A 24,726-nucleotide genomic window follows, 5' to 3' on the forward strand; every position below is an offset into this window, starting at 1 on the left:
GCTCGCTCGCTCGGGCCGCGCACCCCTTTTGCCGCGCATCACGCGGGCGCGCAGACGGCCGACGACCGGACGCGGTCGGCGTCGGCGAACGCGTCGTCGGTCGGCGCCAGGTAGCGCAACAGCGCGACACCGTCCGGGGCCGGGACGACGACGACCTCGACGTCCGAACCGGCCGCGCGCCGCGCCTGGTCCTCCTGGTCGGTGGTCGCCAGGAGCACCGTGACCTCAGGGTGCGGGTCGCCGTCGACGAAGACGACATCGGTGCGGTCGTCGTAGATGCTGAGCGAGTAGTAGCCGTCCCAGCCCGGCGCGCTCACCCGTACGGGGCCGTCGGACAGGTCCCAGACGCACGCGGAGTACGCGAGGTCGGGCGAGGACCGGACCACCTGCTGGTTCCGCGGGGTCACGCGCGGGGTGTGCAGCCAGGTGTTGCGACCGCCCGCGCTCTCGGCGATGCGGCGCTCGGCGACGCCCATCACGACCCGCGGCGCGGCGAGCACCACCACCAGGTGGGCGATCACGGCGACCACCACGGCGACCGCGAGCGGTGCCCACCAACGGCGCCGCGGCCCGGGGCTCTGCTCGGCGGTCATCGCGCGTCGCCGCACTCGACTCGCGTGATCGTGGGCACGGGCACCGTCGTCGGGTCGTCGAGCACGGAGGGTTCCGGCTCGTACAGGCGCAGAACGAGGTTGGGTCGGTCCGCCTCCCCCATCGAGAGCCAGTCGCCGTCCGGCGGTGCCGTCGCGGCCAGCTCGGCGGTCCACGCCCCGTCGGAGGCACGCGTGAGGCTGGTCGCGTCCACCGACGGCCGTCCGTCGTCGTTGTCGGCGAGGTACGCCCCGTCGTACAACGTGATCGACCACCACCGCGCCGGCAGGTCGGCGCCTGCGATCGCGTAGCGGCACGCCGCGTCGAGGTCGGTCCCGTCGTCGTCACCGAGCGCGACCAGGTAGACGGCCTCGCGCTGCGACAGCGCGAGCAGCCCCTGGATCGCCGTCGCCGAGCGGACGTACGGGTTCGCCTCGGTGCTCCCCCGGTCCAGGCTGATCGACCACGCACCGACCTTCGTCTCGCTGCTCCCCACGAGAGCGCCCGACAGCACGAGCGCAGCCGAGCCGACGCCGACGGCCAGGCCGACGCCGACCGCGAGCACCCAGCGCAGCGCGCGCCTCACCGCGGTGGGCCCGAGCTCACGCGTCGGCCGCCGGACGCCCGTAGGTCACGGCCGCGCGGACCGCATCGGGCACGCGCGCGGCGAGCCCCGCGTCCGGCCTCGCCCCGAGCGCGTCGTTGACCGTCGAGAACGCGAGCCGGAACGCCGCCAGACTCGTGGCCTCGAAGATCTCCCGGTCCGTCAGACCGACCGCGCGCAGGGCCTCGACGTCCTCGGCCGTCGTGCTGTTCGGGTCGCGCGCCACCTGCCGCGCCCAGTCGGCGAGTGCGCGCTCACGGGGCGACAGCGTGGGGATCCCGGGTGCGTCGGCGAGGACGCCGGCGGCGGTCTCGTCGTCGGTGAGGGCTGCGAGGTTGGCGCCCCAGGCGAGCGAGCAGTACGCGTCGCCGAGACCCGACGCGGTCGCCACCACGACGACAGCGATCTCGCGGTCGTCGAGCGTCGTGCCGGCGAGCAGGGTCGCGCGCACCTCGGTGAAGTCCGCGAGGACATCGGGACGCCAGCCCCACACCCGGGTCAGGTTGTTCACGTACCCGTCCGAGCGCAGGTCGTCCTCGTACGCGCTCGCGAGGGCCTCTGACTCGCGAGGCTCGGGAAGGAAGCTGGCAGAGGTCATCGGTGCTCCTGGCTCGGCCCTCACACGCTACTGCCGATCACGTGCTCGCGCGGGCGGATGCAACGAGGGTCGGGATGCGTCGTCACTCGCAGACGGTTCCGTCGGCGTCGCGGTCGTCGTACCACCCGTACTCGGCGTCCTTCCCGCGCACGTACGGCCCGTACCCGGCGTCGATCGCGGCCGTGCACGTGTCGAAGCGGGGGTCGGTCGAGCCGGTGCCGCGCCTCGTCGGCTTCCTGGTCGGCGTCGGTCCGGAGGTGGGCTCAGGGGTGCCGGTTCGGCCGCCGCCGAGCGGGACGGGCTCGGAGGTCGGGACGACGGTGTCAGGGCAAGCCGTCAGGACCCGTTCGATGGCATCGTGCTCCGCCCGGGTGACCCACAGGTCGTAGCGTGCCTTGACCGCGACCTGCCGCGCGACGTACGCACACCGGAAGTGCTTCGACGGTGGCAGCCAGGTGGCGGCATCGCCGTCGCCCTTCGAGGCGTTCGTCGGGCCGTCGACGGCGAGGAGGTTCAGCGGGTCGTTCGCCAGTGCCGTCCGGGCGCCGAGCCGGAGCTGCTGCCCGCCCTTCTGCCATGCGTCGGACAGGGCCACGACGTGGTCGATCTGGACGGCGGACGACGTGGCGGCACCGCGGACGAAGTCGATGCTCTCGCCGGTGTACGGCCCGTCGAGCCTGCCGGTGAGGACGACGCACCCGTGCGTCCCGGATTCCACGACGAGCTCGGTCAGGTCGCGCCGGAGGATGTCGTTGCGGGTGTCGCACCCGTTGCGGTCGACGTCCGCCCAGGCCTGTCCGAACTGGTCCCGGTCGTAGCCGGTCTTGGGTGCGCGTCCCTTCACCGGGAGGGTCGCGAGGAGTGCGAGTGCGGTGTCAGCGCCCGGCGTCGACGGGCTCACGGAGGTGGTGGGATCGCTTGGCTGCCGGGACGGCGACCCCGCGGACGGGTCGGACGGCGACGAGGTCGGGGCGGGTTCATCCGCGACGCTCGACGTCTCCGACGCAGCGATGCGGCCGGCCGGTTCCGTGTCCGCGACCGCACCGCCGACCACGATCACGGCGAGCGCCACGGCCAGTGCGGACACGCCCGCGACCCGGGAGCGCAGAAGCGCCCACCGGACGCGACCGCGGATGGTGGCGACGAGCGCGACGAGCAGGAGGACCAGCCCGGACATGATCAGGAAGCCCGAGAGCCCGCCGGAGGCCGCCCCCAGGGCGGCGAGTGCCGCCGACACCGTCCACCCGAGCCAGACGCTCCAGGTCGACTGCTGTCCGCGGTTGCGCGACCGATCAGGGGATGTCGTCATCGTGTCGCTGGTCCGTTCGTCGTGAGCGGTGTCGCGGGGCGGACGACACCGTACGCGAGGGGGTCGGTCGCCGTGATGGTTTCCGCGCACCGGGCCGGGTCGACGAAGCCCCTGCCTGCGACGTGCAGGTCAGGGGCTTGATCGTGCGGGTGGGCGATACTGGGTTCGAACCAGTGACCTCTTCGGTGTGAACGAAGCGCGCTACCACTGCGCCAATCGCCCGCATCATCCTGCGATCAGGACGTCACGGATACTAGCGCACGCGGGTCGGGAGATCGAACGCCGGGTCGACGCGCCGAGGGCAGCGCGTGAGGGCATCCCGAGGGCCGCCGCGATTCCTCGCAGGCGGGTGTGGCCGGTACGGTCCGGCGTCGGGGCGGGCAGGCTGCGTCTCAGGCGGCCTCGCGGCGCTGGGCCGAGTCGGCGGCGAGCCAGGCGCGATTGCGGGCGTGGAGCTGGTGATCCTCGAGCGCGCGGCCGCGCTGCCTTCCGGTCGTGAGGGTGAAGACGAAGCCCCGACGCCCGTCCGCCGTGACGACGAGGCGTCCGGCGTGGATGAGCTGGTGGCAACGCGGGCACACCCCGGGGAGGTTGTCGAGGTCGGTGGCGCCGCCGTCGCGCTCCCACCACTCGGCGTGGTGGATCTCGAGGCAGGTCCCGCCGCAGCCCGGGTTGGCGCAGATGCCGTGCTGCCGGGCGATCACGGCCGCGCGCTGGGCCGGGGTGGCGAGCCGCTGGGCCCGGCCGACGTTGAGGATGTCCGCCTGCGGAGTGGGCCCGTCGGTGAACCCGTCGAACAGCACGTCCGTCCTGTCGGCATCACAGGCCAGGTAGTCGAGCAGCCCCGGCCCGATCGGCCCCCAGCCCGTGAGCACCGGCCCGACGCCGCCGTGGTGAGCGTCGCCCCGGTGCGCCAGCTGGTCCGCCAGCCACCGCGCGTCGGTCATGACATGAATCTGAGGGCGGACTCCGCGATCCGTCGGCATCCCGTGCGCGAGGGCGGCGGCGACGAGATCCCCGAATGCGTCCACCCGTCGCCGGGCAGGCGACCGGTCGTCGTCCTCACCGCGTGGCGCCGAGGCGGCCTTCAGCCAGGAGGCGACCCGCGCACCGGTCGCGATGTCGAGATAGCCCGCCAGGTGCCAGCCGTCGCCGCACTTCGCCAGCGTGAGGTCGTGCTTCTCCATGCCCGTGGCCCAGCGGTCGTCGAGGCGCTCCGGGTAGCGCTGACGCTCGATCTCGTCGATCCGCTCACCGAGCGTCGCCGGATCGGCGTCGGAGGCCGTGTCCAGCAGCTCGTCGCAGACCTCGTCCATCACAGCGGTCCCGAGCCGGGTCAGACCTGCGGTGAACTTGCGCACGTGATCCAGGCGGATCCGGCCGGACCGCAGCGCATCACCGACCGCCGGCAGGCGCCGCATCGTACGCCCGGCGGACCGGCGGATCTTCAGCTGCTCCGGGGTCAGGCGCAGCTCCCGACGCGCCCAGCCGAGGGCGCTCGAGGCGCCGTCCTCGGCGTACGCCCCGGTCTCGTCGAGATGGTCGAGCGCGGCGGCCTCGAGGCCGGCGAGCCGGTCGGACGCGTCGCGGACGCGGCGCAGGAGATCGCGGGTCTGCTCCCCGTCGGCGAGTGCCATCGGCTGGGAGCACAGCTCGGAGACGACGGTGGACAGGCGCTCCACTGGCACGGATTCGAACATATGTACAGCATCGCAGAAGCCTCTGACAGAAGGGTTCTCGATCGCTCGCTCCGCTCGCGCCTCGAACAGCGTCCAGCGGGAGGACCGCCTCGCGCCTCGACCAGCGTCCAGCGGGAGGACCGCCTCACGCCTGGAGCAGCGGGGAACTCGGTCAGGGCTCCGGGTGGAGCGGAGCCTGGCGCGCCCAGATCGATGCGACCAGCTTCGTGACCGGTCCGGGCGCGGGCAGGTCCCGTTCGTCGACGCGGTGCACGGCCTGGACGTCGCGGGTGGTGCCGACCAGGAACACCTCCTCCGCTCGCTGGAGCACCTCGATCGGCTCGTCGCGCTCGACCACGTCGACCTCGTCGCGGCACCACTCGAGCACCAACGCCCGCGTGACACCGGCGAGGCAGCCCGACTCCAGGGTGGGGGTGACGAGCTGGCCGTCGAGCACGTAGAAGACGTTCGAGCCGGTGCCCTCGCACAGCAGCCCGGCGGTGTTCGGGATCAGCGCCTCGGTGGCGCCACGTGCCCGGGCGTACTCGATCATCACGGCGTTCTCGGCGTACGAGGTGGTCTTGAGCCCGGTCAGCGCGCCCCGCTCGTTGCGGGTCCACGGCACCGACACGACCGAGGTCGTCGGGCCCGGCCGCGTCGCCGGCTCGACGACGACGATCGCGGTCGGAGCGCCGCCGCCGCGAGGGGACCCCAACGGGCCCCGACCGGACGTGAGCGTGATCCGGATCCGCCCGAAGACGAGATCCTGACCAGCCAGGCACGAAGCCACTCCCGACCGCAGGGCGTCGAGGTCCGGCGCGTCGAGGCCGAGCCCGATCGCGGAGCGTGCGAGCCGGAGCAGGTGCCGCTCGAGAGCGAAGGGAACACCCTCTTCGACCTTCACCGTCTCGAAGACTCCGTCCCCGACGACGAGACCGTGATCGAGCACCGACAGGGCCGGTTCATCCGGCGATTCCAGCGTTCTGCCGTCGATCCACGCGCGCATGGCGACACCGTACCCGGCCGTGGCCGACCCCCCTGTTTGGACGCGTCCGTGCCATCCGCTAATGTTTCTTTCGCCGCCGGGGAAGCCCGGAAGCACGCGGACGTGGCTCAGTGGTAGAGCATCACCTTGCCAAGGTGAGGGTCGCGGGTTCGAATCCCGTCGTCCGCTCGGAGTGGGTCTGATGGCCCCTTCTCAGGCATCCGAGGATGTCCGGTGGAGTGGCCGAGAGGCGAGGCAACGGACTGCAAATCCGTTTACACGGGTTCAAATCCCGTCTCCACCTCGACTGGACCGCGAGGCTCCAGCGGGACCGCGAGGTCCTGAGGGCGATTGGCGCAGCGGTAGCGCGCTTCCCTGACACGGAAGAGGTCACTGGTTCAAACCCAGTATCGCCCACCAGCATCACCACAGAGGTCCCCGTCCGGCACTCCCGCCGGGCGGGGACCTCTGTCGTTCGTGCGCGCAGACGGGCCTCCGTCGGTCTCACGCTAACCGGGCGTCGGCCTTCCGTGGGCGGTCGTGCACGTTCAGAGCTCGATCTCGAACCACACCGTCGTGCCGACGCCGTCGAGCTCGGAGCCCCACCGGTCGGCGAGTGCCTCCACGATCTGGAGGCCCCGGCCGTGGACGCCGAGCGGGTCGACGGGCCGGCTGACGGGCGTCGGGCGCGAAGCGCCGCAGTCGCGGACCGTGGTGGTCAGGACGCCCCGGTCCAGCAGCACCCGGACCCCGCAGCCGGAGCCGGTGTGCATCACGACGTTCGTGACGAGCTCGGACAGGCAGAGCTCGGCCGCCTCCCCCGCCCGGCCGTCGACACCCCACGACGCCAGCGTGCTTCGCAGGAAGCGGCGGGCCTGCGGGACGGCGGCCGGTTCGGGCGCGAGCTCGTGGACGACGGCGCGCGCACCCGGTGGAACGGGTTCGTCGGTCAGGGCCGGGGCCGGTCGGACGTCTTCGCGCTGGAGACGACGCAGCGCCGCTCCGACCTCGCAGCCGACCGCCGCGAGCGCGCGCACCCGGCCCGGCCCGAACCGTTGCTCGCTGTCGAAGAAGAGGACGTAGCCGCCCAGGACCTGCCCGGACCCGACCACCGGAACGGCCGCCAGGGCGGCCGTGAGCCCGTCGCGCTGACGCTCGACGAACGTGCCGAACCTGCCGCGCAGGTCCTGCAGGCTCCCGACGACCGGCGCCCCGGACCGGATCGCGGCGTTGAGCGGGACCTCGTCGTACGCGTCGATGAGGCACCACTGGCCGTCCGCCGCCTCGTCGCGGTCGCTCGCCGTGAACAGCAGCTCGCGGCCGCCTCCGTCGGTCAGCGCCAGCCCCACCCGCCGTACGCCGGGCACCGCGGCGAGGGACGCGAGGGTGTCTCGCGCCCACCGGCCCTGTGCCGGCTCCACGTCCGGCGCGCGCGGCGCTGCCGAGTGCATGACGCCGAGCCTAGTTCCGCGGCGCACCGTCAGCGTGTGTGATCTCAGCGACGGCGCCGCGTCACGTCACAGCGCGAACTCCACCCAGAGCGGGTAGTGGTCGGAGATCCGCCACGACACCTGGTTCTTGCTCAGGGTGCCGAAGGCGTGGCCGAGGAAGTCGAACGACCCACCGCGGTCGGTGTAGGACATCGCGTTCAGCAGCGGGCGACCGTCGGGCGCGGAGAACCAGGCGATCTGGTCGTAGAAGTGCCGGGCCCTGTCGTTGTCGAAGATCGTCCGAGGCACGCCGTTCAGCTCCGGTGGCGGGGACAGCCCGGTCGCGACGAAGGCGCGGTACAGCGGGTCGTCCAGGCGGTCGATGTTGAAGTCCCCCAGCACGAGCAGGTTGCTGTTCCAGTCGTCGGGACGGTCGGCCCAGTCCCGCATCCAGCGCGCGACCGCTTCGACCTCCGGCAGCCGCTCGTCGGCGTCGGCGCCCCAGAGGACGTGCACGGTGGTCAGGATGAACTCGACATCCGCCCGCAGGAACGATGCGGCGTACGGGGTCCGCGCGAACTGGCGGCCGGGGTCGTCCCCGACGCCCGCGGGCAGCACGATCTCCCCGACGAGCCCCGACGGCTCCACGCGCGTGCTGTCGTAGAGGTAGGTGAGCCGCTCGCCGTTGCCGGCACTCCCCTCCGTCACGTCGCTGGTGAGGAAGTGCCACCGAGGCCCGAGCCGCGCGAGCAGGAATCGCAGCGCCGTCGTGTTGCGCCGGACCTCCTGAATCGCGATCACGTCGAAGTGCGACAGCACGGCGGCGATGCAGGCGACCGCGTGCCAGTCGCGCTTGGGCGTGTCGGACGACCGTGCCTCCCACCTGGGCGTGAGGTCGGAGAAGGCGCGAAGGTTCCAGGTCGCGACCAGCAGGTTCCGCTCCGTGCGGGCAGGGATCGCGGCAGACGCCGCGGCGTCCATGGCGAGGAGCTCCGCGGCGAGCGCTGGCGGGGCCTCCGGGACGACGGTCGTGGTCGTCACGGCAGGGCCGGATCCCTCGGCGCTGCAGGTCTCACCCCGTCATCGTCGCACCGCCACGGTGTCCGTTCCGTCCGGTTTGTGCTCAGCCGCCGGTGGTCGTCACGCCGAGCCGCCCAGGCGTGAGCGGGTCGGGCCGTACGGGATGGCGGCGGCTGCGCTGAACACCGCTATCAGGCTGAGTCCCTGGACGATGACGAAGAACCCCTGCGGCGTCCCGGCGCCGAGCCCCGGCTGCATCGAGGCGGGCAGCACCGCGATCCCGACGAATCCGGCGGCCCCCAGCGCGCCCGCGAGGGCACGCGCCCATGGTCGCCCGCCCGACGCGAGTGCGTACGCGGTCGCCATCGCGATCATCGGGACCAGCAGCGCACCGCTGCCGAGACCCCGGGTGAGCAGGTCGACGAGGTAGCCGGGGACGACCAGGACCGCTGCGGTCACCAACGGACTCAGCACCAGCCACCGGGACAGGGGCCGACCTCCCAGTCGCAGGCTGGCTGCGTACCCGAGAAGTGCCCCGGCGGCGGCCGCCGGCACGAGGACGCCGAGCTCGGTGGCCCACGTGAACGTGCTCTCGGGCCCGGCGAGCGCCTCCATCCACGACCGCAGCCCGCAGGCCCACGCCAGGCCGGCGACCGCGCCCAGGCCGACCCCCGCCACGCCCATCCGCGTGCTCACGTCGTCACCGTAGATCGCCCGACGTCGCGCCCGCGACCGCGTTGCGGGCGCGACGCACGCTCGCGTCGCCGTGCTTCCTGCTGGACCCCGAGGCCGGATCGGGCCAAACTTGGGCTCCATGGAAGACGATCCCGCCGGCGCCAGCACGCGCGGGACCACGTACCACGGCAAGCGCGCCGCCGCCCCCGCTGCCCGACCGCCCGGACCGTCGTGGCCGTTCCCGACCTGCATGCGGTTCTGCGCGATCCCGCACGAGGTCGAGGAGGGCTGCCAGTCCTTCGGCGAGGACGTCTACCTGACCCTGCGCGGCGTCGACCCCGAGACCGGGGAGCCCGAGTTCATGCTCGTGTTCCCTGACCAGCGAGGCGGTCCGGAGGTCCCGCTGACCGCCTACCAGGCGGCCGTCCTCGCGGGATCCCTGTCGCCGGAGAGCCTGCGCTGAAGCCCCAGGAGCCCGGCCGGCCGGCGTGCACGTGAGGGCCCTACCGACCGGTAACCGCCGCTGCTAGGGTCCGTGTGATCGAGCCCCCGGGACCACCGGGTCCCGCCTTCGACCACGGAGCCGCCGATGTCCCCGTCCCCGCGCCTGCACGCGTTCCGCGACGACGTCCTCGCGGACCTCGACGCCACCGGGCTCGCCGAGCTGATCGCGACCCACCAGATCAAGCCGCGCGAGGCCGTCGAGGCTGCCCTCGAGCGGCTCGAGTCGGTCCGAGAGCTCGAAGCCGTCGAGCACCTCGACTCCGAGCGTGCGCTGGCCGAGGCGGACGCCGTCGGATCGGGCCCGTTCGCAGGCGTGCCGACGTTCGCGAAGGACAACGCCGACGTCGCCGGGATGCCGACCGGGCACGGCTCGGAGGCGTACACCCCCCGCACGGCGCCACGCGACGGCGACTTCGTCGCGGCGTGGCGCCAGCACGGCGTCACGATCCTCGGGAAGTCCCGGCTCCCGGAGTTCGGGTTCAGCGCCGCGACCGAGTTCATGACCCGCCCTCCGGTGCGCAACCCGTGGAACCTCGCGTACTCCCCCGGCGCCTCGTCCGGCGGGTCGGCAGCGCTGGTGGCCGCCGGGGTGGTCCCGATCGCCCACGCGAACGACGGTGGCGGCTCGATCCGGATCCCGGCTGCCGCGTGCGGCCTGGTCGGGCTGAAGCCCACCCGCGGACGTACGGTCTCGGACGCCATGGACCGCGCGATGCCGGTCCGGCTGGTCGCGCAGGGTGTCGTGACCCGGACCGTCCGGGACTCCGCGCGGTTCCTCGCGGCCGCCGAACGCACGTACCGCAACCCGGCCCTGCCGGCGGTTCGCGAGGTCACCGGCCCGAGCCCGACCCGGCTGCGGGTCGCGGTCGTCCGGGACTCCGTGACCGGTCCGGTCGACCGCGAGACCGCCGCCGCGACGCAGCAGACCGCGGACCTGCTCTCCGGACTCGGCCACCGGGTCGAGGAGATGCCGGTGCCGGTGACCCGCCAGTTCGCGGACGACTTCTCCCACTACTGGGGCCTGCTCGCGTGGGTGATGTCGACGACCGGGCGGCGTAGCCTCGCGCCCGACTTCGACGCCGCCCGCACCGACAACCTGACCCGCGGTCTCGCGGCCGCGTATCGCCGCGGGTTCGCCCGGACACCGACGACGGTGCTCCGGCTGCGACGGGTCGAGAAGCAGTACCGCGCGCTCTTCACCCGCTACGACGTCGTCCTGTCCCCGGTCCTCACGCACGTCACCCCGAAGATCGGCTACCTCTCACCGACCCAGGACTTCGAGACCCTCTTCTCACGGCTGCGCTCGTACGTCGGGTTCACGCCGCTGAACAACGTCTCGGGTGGTCCCGGGCTGTCGCTCCCGCTGGCGCAGACCCGCTCGGGGCTGCCGGTCGGCGTGCACTTCTCTGCTGCTCACGGCGACGAGCGCACCCTCCTCGAGCTGGCCTTCGAGCTCGAGGAGGCGCACCCGTTCGCCTCGATCACCGGGCGGTGAATCGTCGAGCGGCCGAGTGGACCGACCGGGCTTAGGCTGGTCGGCGATGCCGCGCGGAGGGGGTACGCAAGTGCACGGTCGTACGTGGGGGGCAGCGCTGGTCCTCCTGACCCTGATCGCATCGCTGCTCGCCTCGTCCCCGGCCCACGCGGCTCCGGGGCTCCAGGTCGACCTGCCCCAGCGCGCCTTCGTCGGGACGACGGCGACGCTGCGCGGGGAGGTCGTCGACCTGCCCGACCCGGCTGCGGGCACCGTCACGGTCGCCCGTCGGCGTGACGGCGACTGGGTGGTCGTCAGCAGCAGGCGACCGTCGGACGACGGCCGGTTCTCCTTCAGGCTGGGCGTGCTCCGTGGACGCCACGACCTCCGGGTACGCCTGACGCACCCGGACGAGACCGTCCAGACCGTCGTCACCCTCACGGGTGCCCGGGCCGAGAGCCGGCTGCGCCTCGGGGGCCCGAGCTCGGTGGTCGACGGCCGCCGGATCCGCCTGACCGCCCGGTGGCGGACCCAGGACGGACGCGCACTCACGGGCAGGGTCCGCCTCGAACGTCGCCGCGCGGGCCAGTCCCGCTGGCACCGGGTCACGACCGTGAAGGTCCGGTCCGGCTCGGGCTCGGTCCGCACCCGTCCCCGTCGCGACCTCCGCTACCGGTTGCGCGCCGGGGGCACCCGGATCGTGCTCGCCGGGCGCTCGGGGCCCCTGCGGGTCGACAACCGACCGCCCGGGACGGTCTTCCGCCGACCGAGCGGCGCGCCGCGACCACGGGTTCGGCTGCCGCGTCAGCGTCGCGCGTACGTCCTCGGCGCGAACGCCTCGGTCTCGACGATCCCGGGACGGGTCTGGCGGTCGATGAAGGGCCGCAGCTGGCACCGCGGCTGCCCCGTTTCGCGCTCCAGCCTGCGCCTGGTCCGGACCAGCTACTACGCGTACGACGGGTACCGCCGCCGCGGCGTGATGGTGGTCCACGCGGGCGTCGCCAAGCAGACCCGTCGAGCTCTGCGGGACCTCTACCGCGCGAAGGTCCCGATCCGCTCGATGTACCGCGTCGACCGGTTCGGCTGGTCGCGTCGGCTGAACGGCGCGAACGACATGCGCTCGATGGCCGCCGGGAACTCCTCGGCCTTCAACTGCCGCTCCGTGGTCGGCGCACCGGGGCGGCGCAGCCCGCACGCGCTGGGTCGGAGCATCGACCTGAACACGTGGGAGAACCCGTACCGCTCCGGCTGGGGCCTCGTCCCGAACGCCTACTGGGACAGCCGCACCCGTCCGCGCGCCTTCGTCTACCGGTCCCGCTCGCACCAGGTCGTGCGCATCATGGCGCGGCACGGCTTCGGGTGGCTCGGCAGCGCCGACTGGCAGCACTTCCAGTACGTCGGCAGCGGCGCCCGTACGATGCCGACGCCCGAGCACTTCCACGACTGAGCGACCGGCTGGCGCTGTGGCTCCGGTCACACCACCGTCCGCGCCGGCCCGCGCTCGCAGGCGTGGCCGCATCCGGGCGTCCCACGATACGGACGCATGTCCCATATTCTGAGACCTGCGGTTGCCCGGGGCGCCCTCTCCCCCGGAGACTGGCGTCATGCTCATCGCGCACACGACCCATCTGGCGGCCCGTCGCCACGTGGACTTCGGTCGTGTCCGCAGCATGATGTGTCGCTGCGCGTGATTCCCAGGGTCGGCCTCTGAGCGCCGCCCGACCGCCAGCCCTCCCGAGCATCTCTCCTCGACAGGACGTCACATGACTGCGACCACCGACGCGCCCGTGCGCGCCGCCCGCCCCCGCCGCAAGAAGGGCGAAGGCCAGTGGGCCCTCGGCTACCGCGAGCCGCTCAACGGCAACGAGCAGATCAAGAAGGACGACGACGCGCTCAACGTCCGGGCCCGGATCGAGACGATCTACGCGCACCGCGGTTTCGACTCGATCGACAAGCAGGACCTGCGCGGGCGGTTCCGCTGGTGGGGTCTCTACACCCAGCGCAAGCCCGGGATCGACGGCGGCAAGACCGCGACCCTGGAGCCGGAGGAGCTCGAGGACTCGTACTTCATGCTCCGCGTCCGCATCGACGGTGGCCAGCTCACCGTCGCCCAGCTGCGCACCATCGCGGAGATCTCGACCGAGTTCGGGCGCGACACCGCCGACCTGACCGACCGGCAGAACGTCCAGTACCACTGGATCCGCGTCGAGGACATGCCGGAGATCTGGAGCCGCCTCGAGGCGGTCGGGCTGTCCACCCAGGAGGCCTGCGGCGACTGCCCGCGCGTCATCCTCGGCTCCCCCGTCGCCGGGATCGCCGAGGACGAGATCCTCGACGGGACCTGGGCGGTCGAGGAGATCGAGCGGACCTACATCGGCAGCCCCGCGTTCTCGAACCTTCCCCGCAAGTTCAAGACCGCGATCAGCGGGCACCCGAGCCACGACGTCGTCCCGCAGATCAACGACATCGCGTTCACCGGCGTCGTCCACCCCGACCACGGGCCCGGTTTCGACCTGCTGGTCGGTGGCGGACTGTCGACCAACCCGATGCTCGCCAAGCGCCTCGGCGCGTGGGTCCCCCTCGAGGAGGTCCCCGAGGTCTGGGCGGGGATCGCCGGCGTCTTCCGTGACTACGGCTACCGCCGCCTGCGGACCCGGGCCCGGATCAAGTTCCTGATCGCGGACTGGGGACCCGAGAAGTTCCGCGACGTGCTCGAGAACGAGTACCTCAAGCGCAAGCTGGTCGACGGGCCCGAGGCGCCGGCCCCCGCCACGCCCGGCGACCACGTCGGAGTCCACCGCCAGAACGACGGCCGCTACTACGTCGGCGTCGCCCCGACGGTCGGCCGCGTCACCGGCACGATCCTGAGCCGCCTCGCCGACGTCGTCGAGGCGCACGGCTCGGACCGGATCCGCACCACCGCGCAGCAGAAGCTCCTCGTCCTGGACGTCGAGCAGGAGCAGGTGGAGCCTCTCGTCGCGGCCCTCGCCGAGCTCGGGCTCGAGGCACGGCCGTCCGCATGGCGCCAGAACACGATGGCCTGCACCGGGATCGAGTTCTGCAAGCTCGCCATCGTCGACACCAAGGACCGTGCGCAGTGGCTGATCGCCGAGATGGAGCGCCGGATCCCCGAGCTCGACGTCCCGATCACCGTCAACCTCAACGGATGCCCGAACTCCTGCGCGCGGATCCAGGTCGCCGACATCGGGCTCAAGGGCCAGCTCGTCACCCACGAGGGTGAGCAGGTCGAAGGCTTCCAGGTCCACCTCGGTGGAGCCCTCGGGCTCACCGCCGGGTTCGGCCGCAAGCTGCGCGCCCACAAGGTCACCGCCGCCGGCCTCGCCGACTACGTCGAGGGCATCGTGCGGACCTACCTCGACCAGCGGGCCGACGGCGAGACGTTCGCCGCCTGGGTCGCCCGTGCCGAGGAGGACGATCTGCGATGAGCGGACGCGCAGCCCCCTTCTACTGCCCGTACTGCGGCGACGAGGACCTCCGTCCACACGCCGCGTCGCACGGTGCCTGGGAGTGCCGCGGCTGCATGCGTGCCTTCTCGCTCTCGTTCCTCGGACTGATCTCCCCCGGAGGTGACCCCGCATGACCGCGACCGCCATCGGCCAGCCGACCCGAACCACCACCGCACCCCCGACCCGTTCGGCCGCCGAGCTCGAGGAGCTCGCCCGGATCGCCGGACCGGACCTCGAGCTCGCCCCGGCCGAGCTGATCATCGAGTGGGCGCTCGAGCAGTTCGGTGAGCGCTTCTGCATCACGTCGTCGATGGGCGACGCCGTCCTCGCGCACCTCGCCAGCACGGTGGCGCCCGGGATCGACGTCGTCTTCCTCGACACCGGCTACCACTTCGCCGAGACCATCGGCACCCGCGACGCCGTCGAGGCGACGCTGCCGGTCAACCTGATCACGGTGACGCCCGAGCAGAGCGTCGCCGAGCAGGACGCCACCGAGGGCAAGGACCTCTTCGCCCGCGACCCCGACCGCTGCTGCTTCCTCCGCAAGGTCAAGCCGCTCCAGGACGCCCTGTCCGGCTACGACGCCTGGGCCACCGGCCTGCGGCGCGAGGAGACCCACAGCCGTGTGATCGCGCCGGTCGTGGGGTGGGACGCGAGCAAGCAGAAGGTCAAGGTCTCGCCGCTCGCGCGGTGGAGCGCCGACGACGTCGACCGCTACGTCGCGGAGAACGGCGTGCTCGTCAACCCGCTCCAGTACGACGGCTACCCGTCGATCGGGTGCTGGCCGTGCACGCGCCGCGTCGCCGACGGCGAGGACGCCCGAGCCGGCCGCTGGGCCGGCACCGGCAAGAACGAGTGCGGCATCCACCTCTGACATCCCCAGGTCGTGACGACGACGTCCGACCCCGAACCACCTCCTGGAAGGAGGCATGCACCATGACCGCGCCAGCCCTTCTCGCTCTCGCCCACGGGAGCCGCGACCCCCGCTCGGCCGCCACGATCGCAGCACTGACGGACTCGGTCGCGTGCATGCGGCCGGACCTGCGGGTGGAGACCGCGTATCTCGAGCTCGCGCAGCCCGACCCGGCGAGCGTGATCGACCGCCTCGTCGCCGACGGCTACGACGAGATCGTCGTCGTCCCGCTCCTGCTGACCCACGCGTACCACGCCGGCGTCGACATCCCGGCGGTCCTGGACGCGGCGCGGGCCCGGCACACCGGCCTGCGGATCCTCGCGACCGACGTGCTGGGGATCCAGCGCAGCTTCCTGCCGATCCTCGACGCCCGGCTCCGCGCCGCGCTGCGGGAAGCACGGGCCACCGAGCTCGACGGGCTCGTGCTCGCCGCAGCCGGCTCCTCGGACCCGCTCGCCAACGCGCAGATCGCCCGCGCGGCTCGGGCCTGGGGTGCGCACCACAACCTCCCCGTCCTCGCGGCCTTCGCGTCGGCCACACCGCCGGCCACCGGCGAGGCGGTCCGCCAGCTCCGCGCGGACGGAAAGCGCCACATCGCGGTCGGTTCGCTGTTCCTCGCACCCGGGTTCCTCCCGTCGCGTGCCGCCGAGCTGGCTCTCGAGGCCGGGGCTGTGGCCGTCTCCGAGCCGCTCGGATCCGACCCGGAGATCGCACGCGTCGTGCTCGCCCGGTACGCCGTCGGTGCCGTCGATCTCGTGCCGATCCCGGTCTGAGACCGCAGCGCCCGCGTACGGCGACCACCTGCGTCCGGTGCGGCGCAGGCAGCGATACGCTGTCCCCACCCGGACCGAGAGGGGAAGCGCCGTGAGCGAGTCAACCGCGTACCACGTGGCCGTCCTGTTCGAGCAGGCGTTCACCGAGCTGGACGCACGCCAGCTCGTGGCGCTGCACGAAGGGCTCGACGACCCCGTCGTCTACCACCTCATGCTCCCGATCGAGGACGCCGCCGCCACGATGGCGACGTCGCTCGGCGTGCTCGGCAGCCCCGACATGGCGATGCCCGACCCGCGCTCGATCAGCGACATCGACGATGCCGTCGTCGACGACGGCAGCCGGACGCTGGCAGCGTCGGCGGAGCTGGTCCAGGCCGCAGCGAAGGAGGCCAGCAGCGTCGAGAGCGAGCTCACCCGCGACGACCCGGTGAACGCGCTGGCGGATCTCGTGACCCGGGTCGACGCCTCCGAGGCGATCATCCTCACCTCGCCCCACGCGATCTCCGAGTTCTTCCACGTCGACTGGGCGTCCCGCGCAGAGCGCAAGCTCAACGTGCCGACGCTGCACCTGATCGAGCACGAGTCGTTCGACGCCCAGTCCTCCGGCGCCGGCGAGGGCGCGTCCCTGATCTGACTCCAGGCGGATCGTGCGGGTGGGCCCTGGCCTCCGGTCGTCCCTGGTCCTGCGCCGTAGGCTGGATCCATGGGCTACCAGGTGGACAAGACCGACGAGCAGTGGCGCGCCGAGCTCACGCCGCAGGAGTTCCACGTCCTGCGCGAGTCCGGCACGGAGCGGGCGTTCAGCAGCCCGTACGAGACGGACGAGACCGTGGGCGTGTACGCCTGCCGTGCTTGCGGGGCCGAGCTGTTCCGCAGCGAGACGAAGTTCGACGCACACTGCGGCTGGCCGGCCTTCTACACCCCGCTCGCCGGTGAGGCGGTGGAGCTGCTCGAGGACAACTCCCTCGGCATGCGCCGCGTCGAGGTACGCTGCGCGACCTGCGGGTCGCACCTCGGTCACGTGTTCTCGGGCGAGGGGTTCGGGACGCCGACCGACGAGCGCTACTGCATCAACGGCGTCAGCCTGCGCCTCGTGCCCGACGCCTGACGCTCGCGAGTCACTCGAGGCGTAGTCGCGAGTCACTGCCGGCGACCGAGGTGCCTGCGTACTCGAACAGCCGGCCACCCCGTACGCATGCGCGTGCCCTCGGCCCACCACCCCGGACGACTCGCCACCCACCACGAGCGACTCGCCACCCACCACGAGCGACTCGCCACCCCACCACGAGCGACTCGCCGCGTGGTCGTGAATCAGGGCAGGGTGTCGACGAGCTCGGCGACCGTACGCAGCCGGCCGGTGTAGAAGGGGATCTCCTCGCGGACGTGGAGGCGGGCCTTCGACGCGCGGAGATCGCGCATGAGATCGACGATGCGGTGCAGCTCGTCGGCCTCGAACGCCAGCAGCCACTCGTAGTCGCCGAGCGCGAACGCCGAGACGGTGTTCGCGCGGACGTCCGCGTACCCGGCCGCCATCATGCCGTGCTCGCGCAGCATCGCGCGCCGCTCCTCCTCTGGCAGCACGTACCAGTCGTAGGACCGGACGAACGGGTAGACGCAGAGGTACGCCTTGCCGCCCGGCTCCGACATGAACGCCGGAGTGTGCGAGCGGTTGAACTCCGCGGGACGGTGCAGCCCTGCCTGCGACCACACAGGCTCCAGCCGCTGACCGAGATCGGTCCGGCGGAACGCGTGGTAGGCGTCCTGGAGCGCGTCGGCGCTGGGGGCGTGCCACCAGATCATCACGTCGGCGTCGGCACGCAGGCCCGAGACGTCGTACAGGCCGCGCACGACGACGTCCGACTCGGTGAAGCCCGCGATCAGCGCCTCGACCTCCTCGACGGTCTTGGCGCGGTCGGCGACGTCACCGAAGCGCGTCTGGAGCCGGAACACCGACCACATCGAGTAGCGGATGGTGGCGTTGAGGACTTCGGGATCAGCTGCGGACGTCATGGGGTCATTGTCCCCCTTCGCGGCCCGCTGCCGCGAGGTGGTCGAGCACCTGCCGCACGGCCCGCCGCGCGGAGCCGACCGTCGCCGGGATCCCGACCCCGTCGTACGCCGCGCCGCACACCGCGAGGCCGGGCACGCCGGCGACTGCGGAGCGGATCCGGGCCACCCGGTCCAGGTGACCGACGGTGTACTGCGGCAGCCCGCCGCCCCACCGCTGCACGTGACTGTCGACGACGGGTCCGTGCAGCCCGACGGCGTCGACGAGGTCAGCGACCACGGCCGTGACGAGGTCGGCGTCGTCGCGCTGGAGCGTGCGCTCCTCCCCTGCCCGGCCGACCGAGGCGCGCAGGAGAACCGCGCCGTCGGGCCGGCGCGACAGCCAGCGCCACTTCGCGCTGGAGAACGTCGAGGCCTTGACCGTGCGCCCGTCGACGGGCGGGACGAGGAACCCGGAGCCGGATGCGCCGGGGAGCTGCCCGGGCCCGACCGCGAGCGTGACGATCGCCATCGACGCGTACGGCACGTCGCCGAGCAGCCCCGCCGCCGAGGGGGCCAGGTCACGCACCAGCCGCGCCGTGGGGGCGGCAGGCGTCGCCAGGACGACGCCGCCGACGTCGAGGTGCTCCGGCGCGGCCGCGGACCCCACCTCGAGGCGGAACCCGTCCACCGTCCGTTCCACCGCGCGGACGCACGCGCCCGTCCGTACCGTCACCGCCGGGTGGTCCGCGAGCGCGGCCGGCAGCTGCCAGATCCCGCCCTCGATCCCCGCGAACACCGGCCGCGGATCGTCCGGCGCCGCCGCGACCTGGGCGGCCGCGGCCTCGAGCAGGCGTGGACCGTGCGCACGCAGCGCCCAGATCGCCGGTGCCGCGGCCTGCAGCGACAGGTCCGACGCGTGGCCCGCGTACACCCCGCCGAGCAGCGGCTCGACGAGCCGGTCGACGACCTCGGAGCCGAGCCTGGCCCCGACGTACGCGGCGACGCTCTGGTCGTGGTCCGGCAGCGGCAGCGCACGGTCCTCCTGGGCCCGGAGGAACCCACGATCGGACAGCACGTCCGAGGAAGCGAGGGCGACACGGTCGCTCGGGACCCCGAGGACCGTCCTCGGCAAGGGCCGCAGCGCGCCGCGGGTCCACAGTGCCGCACCGACGGGCTCGGGGTGCACGAGGCGTGGCTCCAGCCCGGCGGTCCGTACCGCCTCGAGGCCCTCGGATCGGCGCGCGAGCATTGACTCCGCGCCGACGTCGAGCACCGTGCCGGCGACCTCCGCCCGGGCGAGCTTGCCGCCGAGCCGGTCCCCCGCCTCGAGCAGCAGCACGCGGGCGTCGGGCCGCACCTCGGCCAGCTCACGCGCCGCCGCCGCCCCGGCGATCCCGCCGCCGACGACCGCGATCGTGGGCCCCTGCGGCACGGCCTCAGCCCACCTCGTACGAGTGCACCAGCTCGACCAGGCGTGCCAGTGCGTCCGGGTCGGTCGCCGGAAGCACTCCGTGGCCGAGGTTGAAGACGTGCCCGCGCGCCGAGCGCCCCGCCTCCAGCACGGCCCGCGCCTTCGCCTCGATCACGTCCTGCGGGGCGAACAGCACCGTCGGATCCAGGTTGCCCTGCACGCTGCGTCCCTTCCCGACCCGCTCGATCCCCTCGGCCAGGTCGACCCGCCAGTCGACGCCGACCACGTCCGCGCCCGCATCGGCCATCTCGCCGAGCAGCTCGCCGGTGCCGACGCCGAAGTGGATCCGCGGCACTCCGAGGTCCGCGACCGAGGACAGGACCTTGGCGGCGTACGGCTTCACGTAGCGGACGTAGTCCGCGCGCGACAGCGTGCCGACCCACGAGTCGAACAGCTGGACCGCCCGCGCCCCCGCGTCGACCTGGACCCGCAGGAAGGCCGCCGCGATGTCGGCGAGGCGGCTCATCAGCGCGTCCCACGCGTCCGGCGCCGAGTACATCAGCTCCTTGGTGAGCCGGTGGTCCCGCGATGGGCCGCCTTCGACGAGGTAGGAGGCGAGGGTGAACGGAGCGCCGGCGAAGCCGATTAGCGGGGTGTCGCCGAGCTCGGAGACCAGACCGCGGACGGCCTCCGTGACGTAGCGGACGTCGTCGGGCTCGAGCGCGCGCAGGCGCTTCTCCGCCGCCTTGCGCGTGCGGATCGGCTCGTCCACGACCGGCCCGGTGCCGGGCACGATGTCGAGGTCGACACCGACGGCCTTGAGCGGCACGACGATGTCGGAGTAGAAGATGGCGGCGTCCACGCCGTATCGACGGACCGGCTGCATCGTGATCTCGACGACCATCTCCGGTCGCGTGCACGACTCGAGCATCGGGACGCCCTCGCGGACCTTGCGGTACTCCGGCAGCGACCGCCCGGCCTGCCGCATGAACCAGACCGGGACGTGGTCGACCTTCTCGCCGCGACAGGCGGCCAGGAAGGCGGACGTCGTCCCGCCCGCCTGCGGGGAGGCCGTGCCGCCCGGTCGCTCCTCGGTCGGCTTCTCGGTCGGCTTCTCGGTCGGCTTGTCGCTCGGCTTGTCCGTCGGCTTCGCACTCACCCCCCGATCCTCCCAGGTCGCGCGGCGCGTCGCCGCCGCAGGTCCGCGCGATCACGCATAGTGTGGCGGCATGGCAGCGCGCGACGAGCTCGACGGTTCGCCGTCGGTGTTCAACGACGCCGTGGCCCGGCTGCACGAGGCCACGCTGCGTCCCGAGGTGCTGCCCGAGGACCTGCCACCGCCGCGGCGGATCGCGCCGTACGCCTTCGCGCAGGCTGCCGAGGTCGTCGTCGGCGGCGACGAGGTCGGCACCGGTCGCCTCGTCCTGCTGCACGATCCCGACGGCAACGACAGCTGGGAGGGCACGTTCCGGCTGGTGATGTTCGCCCGGGCGGACCTCGACTCCGAGATGGCCAGCGACCCGGTGATGGCCGGGGTGGGCTGGAGCTGGCTCGTCGAGGCGCTCGAGTCGGCCGGCGCCACCTACGTGGCGCCGAGCGGGAGCGTCACCCTGGTGCGGACCGAGGGGTTCGGCGGGATGGCCGACGACGGCTCGAACGCCCAGCTGGAGATCCGGGCCTCGTGGACCCCCACCGACGCGCCCGACCTCGGGCCGCACGCCAGCGCCTGGTCGGAGCTGCTGTGCATGGTCTCCGGGCTTCCCCCGCTCGCGCCCGGGGTGCTCGCCCTGCCGACCCGAGGGCGTGAGAGGCGCAGGCAGCGGTGACCCAGACGCCCGCCGACGGGGACGGTCTGGCCCCGCTCGTGCTCGCGGACCCGCTCCCCGCCGTCGTCGACACCCCTGAGGCGCTCGCCGGCGTGGTCGCCGCCGTCGCTGCCGGGTCGGGGCCGATCGCGCTCGACGCCGAGCGGGCGTCCGGCTACCGCTACTCCCAGCGCGCGTACCTGATCCAGCTCCGCCGCGAGGGTGCGGGCACCGCCCTGGTCGACCCGGTGGCGTTCGCCGACCTCACCGACCTCGACACCGCGATCGGCGAGTCGGAGTGGATCCTGCACGCCGCGACCCAGGACCTCCCGTCGCTGGCGGAGGTCGGGCTGCGTCCGCGTGCGCTGTTCGACACCGAGCTCGCCGGTCGGCTGCTGAACCTTCCGAAGGTCGGTCTGGCCGCGCTCGTCCAGGAGGTGCTCGGAGCGAGCCTGGCCAAGGAGCACTCGGCCGCCGACTGGTCCCGCCGTCCCCTTCCCGAGCCGTGGCTGCTCTACGCAGCGCTCGACGTGGAGCCGCTGGTGGAGATCCGAGACGAGCTGGAGCGCCGTCTCGACGACGCCGGGAAGCTGGAGTGGGCGCGCGAGGAGTTCGAGGCGCTGCTGTCGTTCACCGGCCCCCCGAGGCGCGCGCACCCGTGGCGACGAACCTCCGGGATCCACAAGGTCCGCGGCGGACGTCGCCTCGCGTACGTCCGCGAGCTCTGGGAGCAGCGCGACGCGATCGCCCGGGAGCGCGACATCACCCCCGGCCGCGTGCTGCCGGACTCCACGATCGTCGAGATCGCCAAGGCCACGCCCACCACGCGCCAGGCCCTGCGGGACCTCCCTGCGATGCGGGGACGCGGCGCGCGACGGCACCTCGACGCATGGACGGAGGCCGTCGTACGCGCCGGGGAGCTCGGCGACGCGGACCTCCCCTCGACCGCTCCCGACGTCGACACGCTTCCGCCGGCGCGCGCCTGGAGCGAGCGGAACCCGGAGGCGGCGGCCCGCCTGACCGCGTACCGTGCGACGCTGACCCGGCTCGCCGAGGAGCACGACCTGCCGCTGGAGAACCTGCTCACCCCCGAGCTCGTCCGCCGTCTGGCCTGGGACGACCCGGTGCCCGCCGAGCCCGACGCGATCGCCGAGCACCTGCTCGCTCGCGGCGCACGCCGCTGGCAGGTGGGTCTCACGGCGCCCGGTCTCGCCGCCGCTCGCTCCGGTCTCGACGCGTAGGCTGAGCCGATGGCCGACTTCTCGAAGCCGCTGCCCAGCGGGCCCGAGCTGTTCGAGGCACGCGCCGGGACGGACGACCCGGTCGCGCGGGCCGAGGCGGGGGCGCGGGTCGCGACGCTGCTCGTGCGCGGGACCCGGGACGCGCACGACGAGGGCGCCGTCGAGCGGATCGTCGCCCTCGCCGACGACCAGGGGCTGGACCTGCTCGCCGAGCTGTGGGCCGGCGCGCCGTCGGACTCCCTGGCCGGCGTTCTCTGGCGGCTGTACGTGCTGCGGACCTGGGTGCGGCGCGACCCGGCGACCGCCGCGTCCGAGTTCGACGCGGGACGCCGGCTGGTCCCGGTCGCCGAGGTGGTCGCCGGCGTGGTCGACCCGCCCGGACCGACCGAGGTCGTCGCCCTGGTCGACCAGGTCCTGCGCGGCGTGGTCACCGGCGACCTCGCGGACACGCTCGACCGGGCCGCGGCCTTCGCCGCGATCGTCGGTGTCGGGCGCGCCGCCGCGGGCGACGGCGGTCCGGCCGAGGCGACCAGTGCGGCGCGCCTGTCCGACACCGCCGCGGCGCTCGAGCGGGCGGCCGCCGCCGAGCGCCTGGGCGAGCTGCACTGACCGCCGCGGGGCGCCGTACGGCCGGGTGGGTGTCACGGCGGTCGTCGACGAGGTCACACCCGCGCTCGTTTCGCCGAATCCGCCAACCGGGCTAGGCTGGTCACCGCGCCGGGCTGCGGTAGCCCCGGGTCCCAACATCAGCCGCTACGAGCGGCCACGCGCCGTGAGGCGCTCCCAGCCCGGCGCACCAGCTCCCCCGACGCGCCACGAGCGGAACGGGCCGGTCTCGGGGATGATCGCGACATGGCTGAGCAGACCGAGGTCGACGTCGTCGTGATCGGCACCGGACCGGGTGGGGAGGCGGCCGCCGGCGCGCTGGCGGAGGCGGGACTCGCCGTGCTGGCGGTCGAGAAGCACCTGGTCGGCGGCGAGTGCCCGTACTACGGTTGCATCCCCTCGAAGACCCTGATCCGTTCCGCGGACCTGGTCGCCGAGGCCCGGCGCGCCGACGGTGTCGGGGGCACCGTCGACGTCCGCCCCGACTTCGCCCTCGCCCACGACCGGGTGCGGACGATCACGGCCGACTGGGACGACTCCGCGGCCGTCGAACGGCTGGAGCGGCAGGGCGTCACCGTGGTGCGTGGGACGGGCCGCCTGCTCGGCGAGCGGCGCGTCGACGTGAACGGGACGACCGTCACGGCCCGCCGGGGGGTCCTGCTGGACGTCGGCACCCGGGCCGTCCCTCCCCCGATCGACGGCCTCGCCGACGTGCCGTACTGGTCCAACGCCGACGTCCTGCGCAACCCGGACCTGCCCGGGTCGATGATCGTGATCGGTGGTGGGCCGATCGGCGTCGAGATCGCGCAGGCCTACGCCCGGTTCGGGTGCGAGGTGAGCGTCGTCGAGGTCGGCCCGCGCCTCGTGGCCGTCGAGGAGCCGGAGGCCTCCCGCGTGGTCACCGACGCGCTCGAGGCCGACGGCGTCCGGGTGTGCGCCGACGCGACGATCAGCTCGGTCGCCTTCGACGAGGACCGGTTCACCGTGCGGCTCGCCGACGGGGAGCTCCGCGCGGAGCGGCTGCTGGTCGCCGCCGGGCGCCGCCCGAACACCGCGGAGCTGGGCCTCGAGCACGTCTCGGTCCGGCTGACCGACGCCGGATACGTCGAGACCGACGAGCACCAGCGCGCCGGGAACGGCCTGTGGGCGATCGGCGACGTCACCGGCAAGGGCGGGTTCACGCACGTGTCGATGTACCAGTCCGACATCGCGGTCGCGAGCATCCTGGGCCGCTCCGGTCCCGGCGCCTCGTACCGCGCCCTGCCGCGTGTCACCTTCACCGACCCCGAGCTCGGCGCCGTCGGGCTGACCGAGTCGCAGGCCCGCGACCGCGGCATCGACGTCCGCGTCGCCACCACCGACCTGAGCGCGTCGTCGCGCGGAGCAACCTACGGGCCGGGCGCGGCGGGCCTGATCAAGATCATCGCCGACGCGGGGTCGGGCGAGGTCGTCGGCGGTACGGCGGTGGGCCCGGCCGGCGGTGAGATCCTCGGCGCGCTGACCGTGGCGGTGCGGGCCCGGGTGACCGTCGACGACCTGCGCCACACGATGCTGGCGTACCCGACGTTCCACCGGGCGATCACCTCGGCGCTCCCCGACCTGGGCTGAGCGGCGTGGACCCGCCCCGACGCGGGGCACGCGACGGTTACACT

At 73.3% G+C, this 24,726-nt stretch carries 25 protein-coding genes and 4 tRNA genes; 16 read left to right on the forward strand and 13 right to left on the reverse strand.

Annotated features, from left to right (window positions below; translation table 11 throughout):
- Positions 1–38 precede the first annotated feature (38 nt).
- The 7 genes from CLV56_RS00460 to CLV56_RS00490 all read right to left on the reverse strand — a co-directional run bounded on the left by CLV56_RS00460 (position 39) and on the right by CLV56_RS00490 (position 5,787).
- Positions 39–593, reverse strand: coding sequence for a DUF1254 domain-containing protein (locus CLV56_RS00460; RefSeq protein ID WP_157805019.1), 555 nt, complete (start codon positions 591–593; stop codon positions 39–41).
- Positions 590–1,177 carry a DUF1214 domain-containing protein gene (locus tag CLV56_RS00465; protein ID WP_039357472.1) on the reverse strand — a complete coding sequence of 196 codons (588 nt, stop codon included), beginning with the start codon at positions 1,175–1,177 and terminating at the stop codon, positions 590–592. The genes CLV56_RS00460 and CLV56_RS00465 overlap by 4 nt, the downstream gene beginning before the upstream one ends.
- Positions 1,178–1,193: 16 nt before the next feature.
- Complete coding sequence (locus CLV56_RS00470; RefSeq protein WP_039357475.1) at positions 1,194–1,793, reverse strand: carboxymuconolactone decarboxylase family protein; 600 nt, start codon at positions 1,791–1,793, stop codon at positions 1,194–1,196.
- A gap of 82 nt (positions 1,794–1,875) precedes the next feature.
- Positions 1,876–3,102, reverse strand: a complete 1,227-nt coding sequence (locus CLV56_RS21415; protein WP_211287948.1) for a GmrSD restriction endonuclease domain-containing protein — start codon at positions 3,100–3,102, stop codon at positions 1,876–1,878.
- Positions 3,103–3,252: 150 nt separating this feature from the next.
- Positions 3,253–3,324 (reverse strand) — tRNA-Val (locus tag CLV56_RS00480).
- Between the two features lie 170 nt (positions 3,325–3,494).
- Positions 3,495–4,790 carry an HNH endonuclease signature motif containing protein gene (locus CLV56_RS00485; protein ID WP_170224742.1) on the reverse strand — a complete coding sequence of 432 codons (1,296 nt, stop codon included), beginning with the start codon at positions 4,788–4,790 and terminating at the stop codon, positions 3,495–3,497.
- A gap of 163 nt (positions 4,791–4,953) precedes the next feature.
- A complete protein-coding gene (locus CLV56_RS00490) occupies positions 4,954–5,787 on the reverse strand; it encodes an aminotransferase class IV (protein WP_039357482.1) in 834 nt (277 codons plus the stop codon).
- 96 nt (positions 5,788–5,883) lie between these two features.
- Here CLV56_RS00490 and CLV56_RS00495 point away from each other — a divergent pair.
- The 3 genes from CLV56_RS00495 to CLV56_RS00505 all read left to right on the forward strand — a co-directional run bounded on the left by CLV56_RS00495 (position 5,884) and on the right by CLV56_RS00505 (position 6,186).
- Positions 5,884–5,955: transfer RNA gene (locus CLV56_RS00495), tRNA-Gly, on the forward strand.
- A gap of 44 nt (positions 5,956–5,999) precedes the next feature.
- Positions 6,000–6,070 (forward strand) — tRNA-Cys (locus CLV56_RS00500).
- Positions 6,071–6,111: 41 nt separating this feature from the next.
- Positions 6,112–6,186, forward strand: a tRNA-Val gene (locus tag CLV56_RS00505).
- 128 nt (positions 6,187–6,314) lie between these two features.
- On the opposite strand, the gene CLV56_RS00510 is transcribed toward CLV56_RS00505, so the two are convergent.
- The 3 genes from CLV56_RS00510 to CLV56_RS00520 all read right to left on the reverse strand — a co-directional run bounded on the left by CLV56_RS00510 (position 6,315) and on the right by CLV56_RS00520 (position 8,912).
- Positions 6,315–7,217: an ATP-binding protein gene (locus CLV56_RS00510; protein ID WP_100414218.1), complete on the reverse strand. Its 903-nt coding sequence runs from the start codon at positions 7,215–7,217 to the stop codon at positions 6,315–6,317.
- Between the two features lie 66 nt (positions 7,218–7,283).
- Complete coding sequence (locus CLV56_RS00515; RefSeq protein ID WP_039357484.1) at positions 7,284–8,237, reverse strand: endonuclease/exonuclease/phosphatase family protein; 954 nt, start codon at positions 8,235–8,237, stop codon at positions 7,284–7,286.
- Between the two features lie 99 nt (positions 8,238–8,336).
- Positions 8,337–8,912, reverse strand: a complete 576-nt coding sequence (locus CLV56_RS00520) for a hypothetical protein (RefSeq protein WP_157805020.1) — start codon at positions 8,910–8,912, stop codon at positions 8,337–8,339.
- Positions 8,913–9,030: 118 nt separating this feature from the next.
- Between CLV56_RS00520 and CLV56_RS00525 the strand changes: the two genes are divergently transcribed.
- The 9 genes from CLV56_RS00525 (at position 9,031) to msrB (ending at position 17,130) form a co-directional block, all read left to right on the forward strand.
- The gene (locus tag CLV56_RS00525) at positions 9,031–9,354 is read left to right on the forward strand and encodes a hypothetical protein (RefSeq protein ID WP_039357486.1); all 324 of its coding nucleotides are present in this window, start codon (positions 9,031–9,033) and stop codon (positions 9,352–9,354) included.
- Between the two features lie 126 nt (positions 9,355–9,480).
- Complete coding sequence (locus tag CLV56_RS00530; protein ID WP_039357489.1) at positions 9,481–10,890, forward strand: amidase; 1,410 nt, start codon at positions 9,481–9,483, stop codon at positions 10,888–10,890.
- Positions 10,891–10,960: 70 nt separating this feature from the next.
- Positions 10,961–12,316, forward strand: a complete 1,356-nt coding sequence (locus CLV56_RS00535; RefSeq protein WP_157805021.1) for a M15 family metallopeptidase — start codon at positions 10,961–10,963, stop codon at positions 12,314–12,316.
- A gap of 316 nt (positions 12,317–12,632) precedes the next feature.
- Positions 12,633–14,315: a nitrite/sulfite reductase gene (locus CLV56_RS00540; protein WP_039357492.1), complete on the forward strand. Its 1,683-nt coding sequence runs from the start codon at positions 12,633–12,635 to the stop codon at positions 14,313–14,315.
- Complete coding sequence (locus CLV56_RS20765) at positions 14,312–14,470, forward strand: eL43 family ribosomal protein (protein ID WP_170224743.1); 159 nt, start codon at positions 14,312–14,314, stop codon at positions 14,468–14,470. Before CLV56_RS00540 ends, CLV56_RS20765 begins: the two co-directional genes overlap by 4 nt.
- Positions 14,467–15,210, forward strand: a complete 744-nt coding sequence (locus CLV56_RS00545; RefSeq protein ID WP_100414221.1) for a phosphoadenylyl-sulfate reductase — start codon at positions 14,467–14,469, stop codon at positions 15,208–15,210. The genes CLV56_RS20765 and CLV56_RS00545 overlap by 4 nt, the downstream gene beginning before the upstream one ends.
- 62 nt (positions 15,211–15,272) lie before the next feature.
- Entirely contained in the window at positions 15,273–16,022 is a 750-nt protein-coding gene (locus CLV56_RS00550) for a sirohydrochlorin chelatase (RefSeq protein WP_039357496.1), read from the forward strand.
- A gap of 91 nt (positions 16,023–16,113) precedes the next feature.
- A complete protein-coding gene (locus tag CLV56_RS00555) occupies positions 16,114–16,656 on the forward strand; it encodes a hypothetical protein (protein ID WP_039357498.1) in 543 nt (180 codons plus the stop codon).
- A gap of 69 nt (positions 16,657–16,725) precedes the next feature.
- Complete coding sequence (msrB, locus tag CLV56_RS00560; protein ID WP_039357501.1) at positions 16,726–17,130, forward strand: peptide-methionine (R)-S-oxide reductase MsrB; 405 nt, start codon at positions 16,726–16,728, stop codon at positions 17,128–17,130.
- Positions 17,131–17,333: 203 nt separating this feature from the next.
- On the opposite strand, the gene hemQ is transcribed toward msrB, so the two are convergent.
- From hemQ to hemE, 3 genes are read right to left on the reverse strand one after another with little or no spacing between them, the layout of a single operon-like run.
- Positions 17,334–18,032 carry a hydrogen peroxide-dependent heme synthase gene (gene hemQ, locus CLV56_RS00565; protein ID WP_039357504.1) on the reverse strand — a complete coding sequence of 233 codons (699 nt, stop codon included), beginning with the start codon at positions 18,030–18,032 and terminating at the stop codon, positions 17,334–17,336.
- Positions 18,033–18,036: 4 nt separating this feature from the next.
- Positions 18,037–19,443, reverse strand: a complete 1,407-nt coding sequence (hemG, locus tag CLV56_RS00570; protein ID WP_039357507.1) for a protoporphyrinogen oxidase — start codon at positions 19,441–19,443, stop codon at positions 18,037–18,039.
- A gap of 4 nt (positions 19,444–19,447) precedes the next feature.
- A complete protein-coding gene (gene hemE / locus CLV56_RS00575) occupies positions 19,448–20,458 on the reverse strand; it encodes a uroporphyrinogen decarboxylase (protein WP_039357580.1) in 1,011 nt (336 codons plus the stop codon).
- A 193-nt stretch (positions 20,459–20,651) separates the two neighbouring features.
- On the opposite strand from hemE, the gene CLV56_RS00580 reads away from it, so the two are divergent.
- From CLV56_RS00580 to CLV56_RS00595, 4 genes are all read left to right on the forward strand, one after another.
- Positions 20,652–21,248 carry a DUF3000 domain-containing protein gene (locus CLV56_RS00580; protein WP_039357510.1) on the forward strand — a complete coding sequence of 199 codons (597 nt, stop codon included), beginning with the start codon at positions 20,652–20,654 and terminating at the stop codon, positions 21,246–21,248.
- Positions 21,245–22,468 (forward strand): HRDC domain-containing protein, encoded by a 1,224-nt coding sequence (locus CLV56_RS00585; RefSeq protein WP_100414223.1) that lies wholly within the window; start codon positions 21,245–21,247, stop codon positions 22,466–22,468. The genes CLV56_RS00580 and CLV56_RS00585 overlap by 4 nt, the downstream gene beginning before the upstream one ends.
- A 9-nt stretch (positions 22,469–22,477) precedes the next feature.
- Positions 22,478–23,077 (forward strand): hypothetical protein, encoded by a 600-nt coding sequence (locus tag CLV56_RS00590; RefSeq protein WP_039357513.1) that lies wholly within the window; start codon positions 22,478–22,480, stop codon positions 23,075–23,077.
- Between the two features lie 243 nt (positions 23,078–23,320).
- Positions 23,321–24,682 carry a dihydrolipoyl dehydrogenase family protein gene (locus tag CLV56_RS00595; RefSeq protein ID WP_039357515.1) on the forward strand — a complete coding sequence of 454 codons (1,362 nt, stop codon included), beginning with the start codon at positions 23,321–23,323 and terminating at the stop codon, positions 24,680–24,682.
- Positions 24,683–24,726 lie beyond the last annotated feature (44 nt).

Source organism: Mumia flava, assembly GCF_002797495.1.
Lineage (GTDB): Bacteria > Actinomycetota > Actinomycetes > Propionibacteriales > Nocardioidaceae > Mumia > Mumia flava.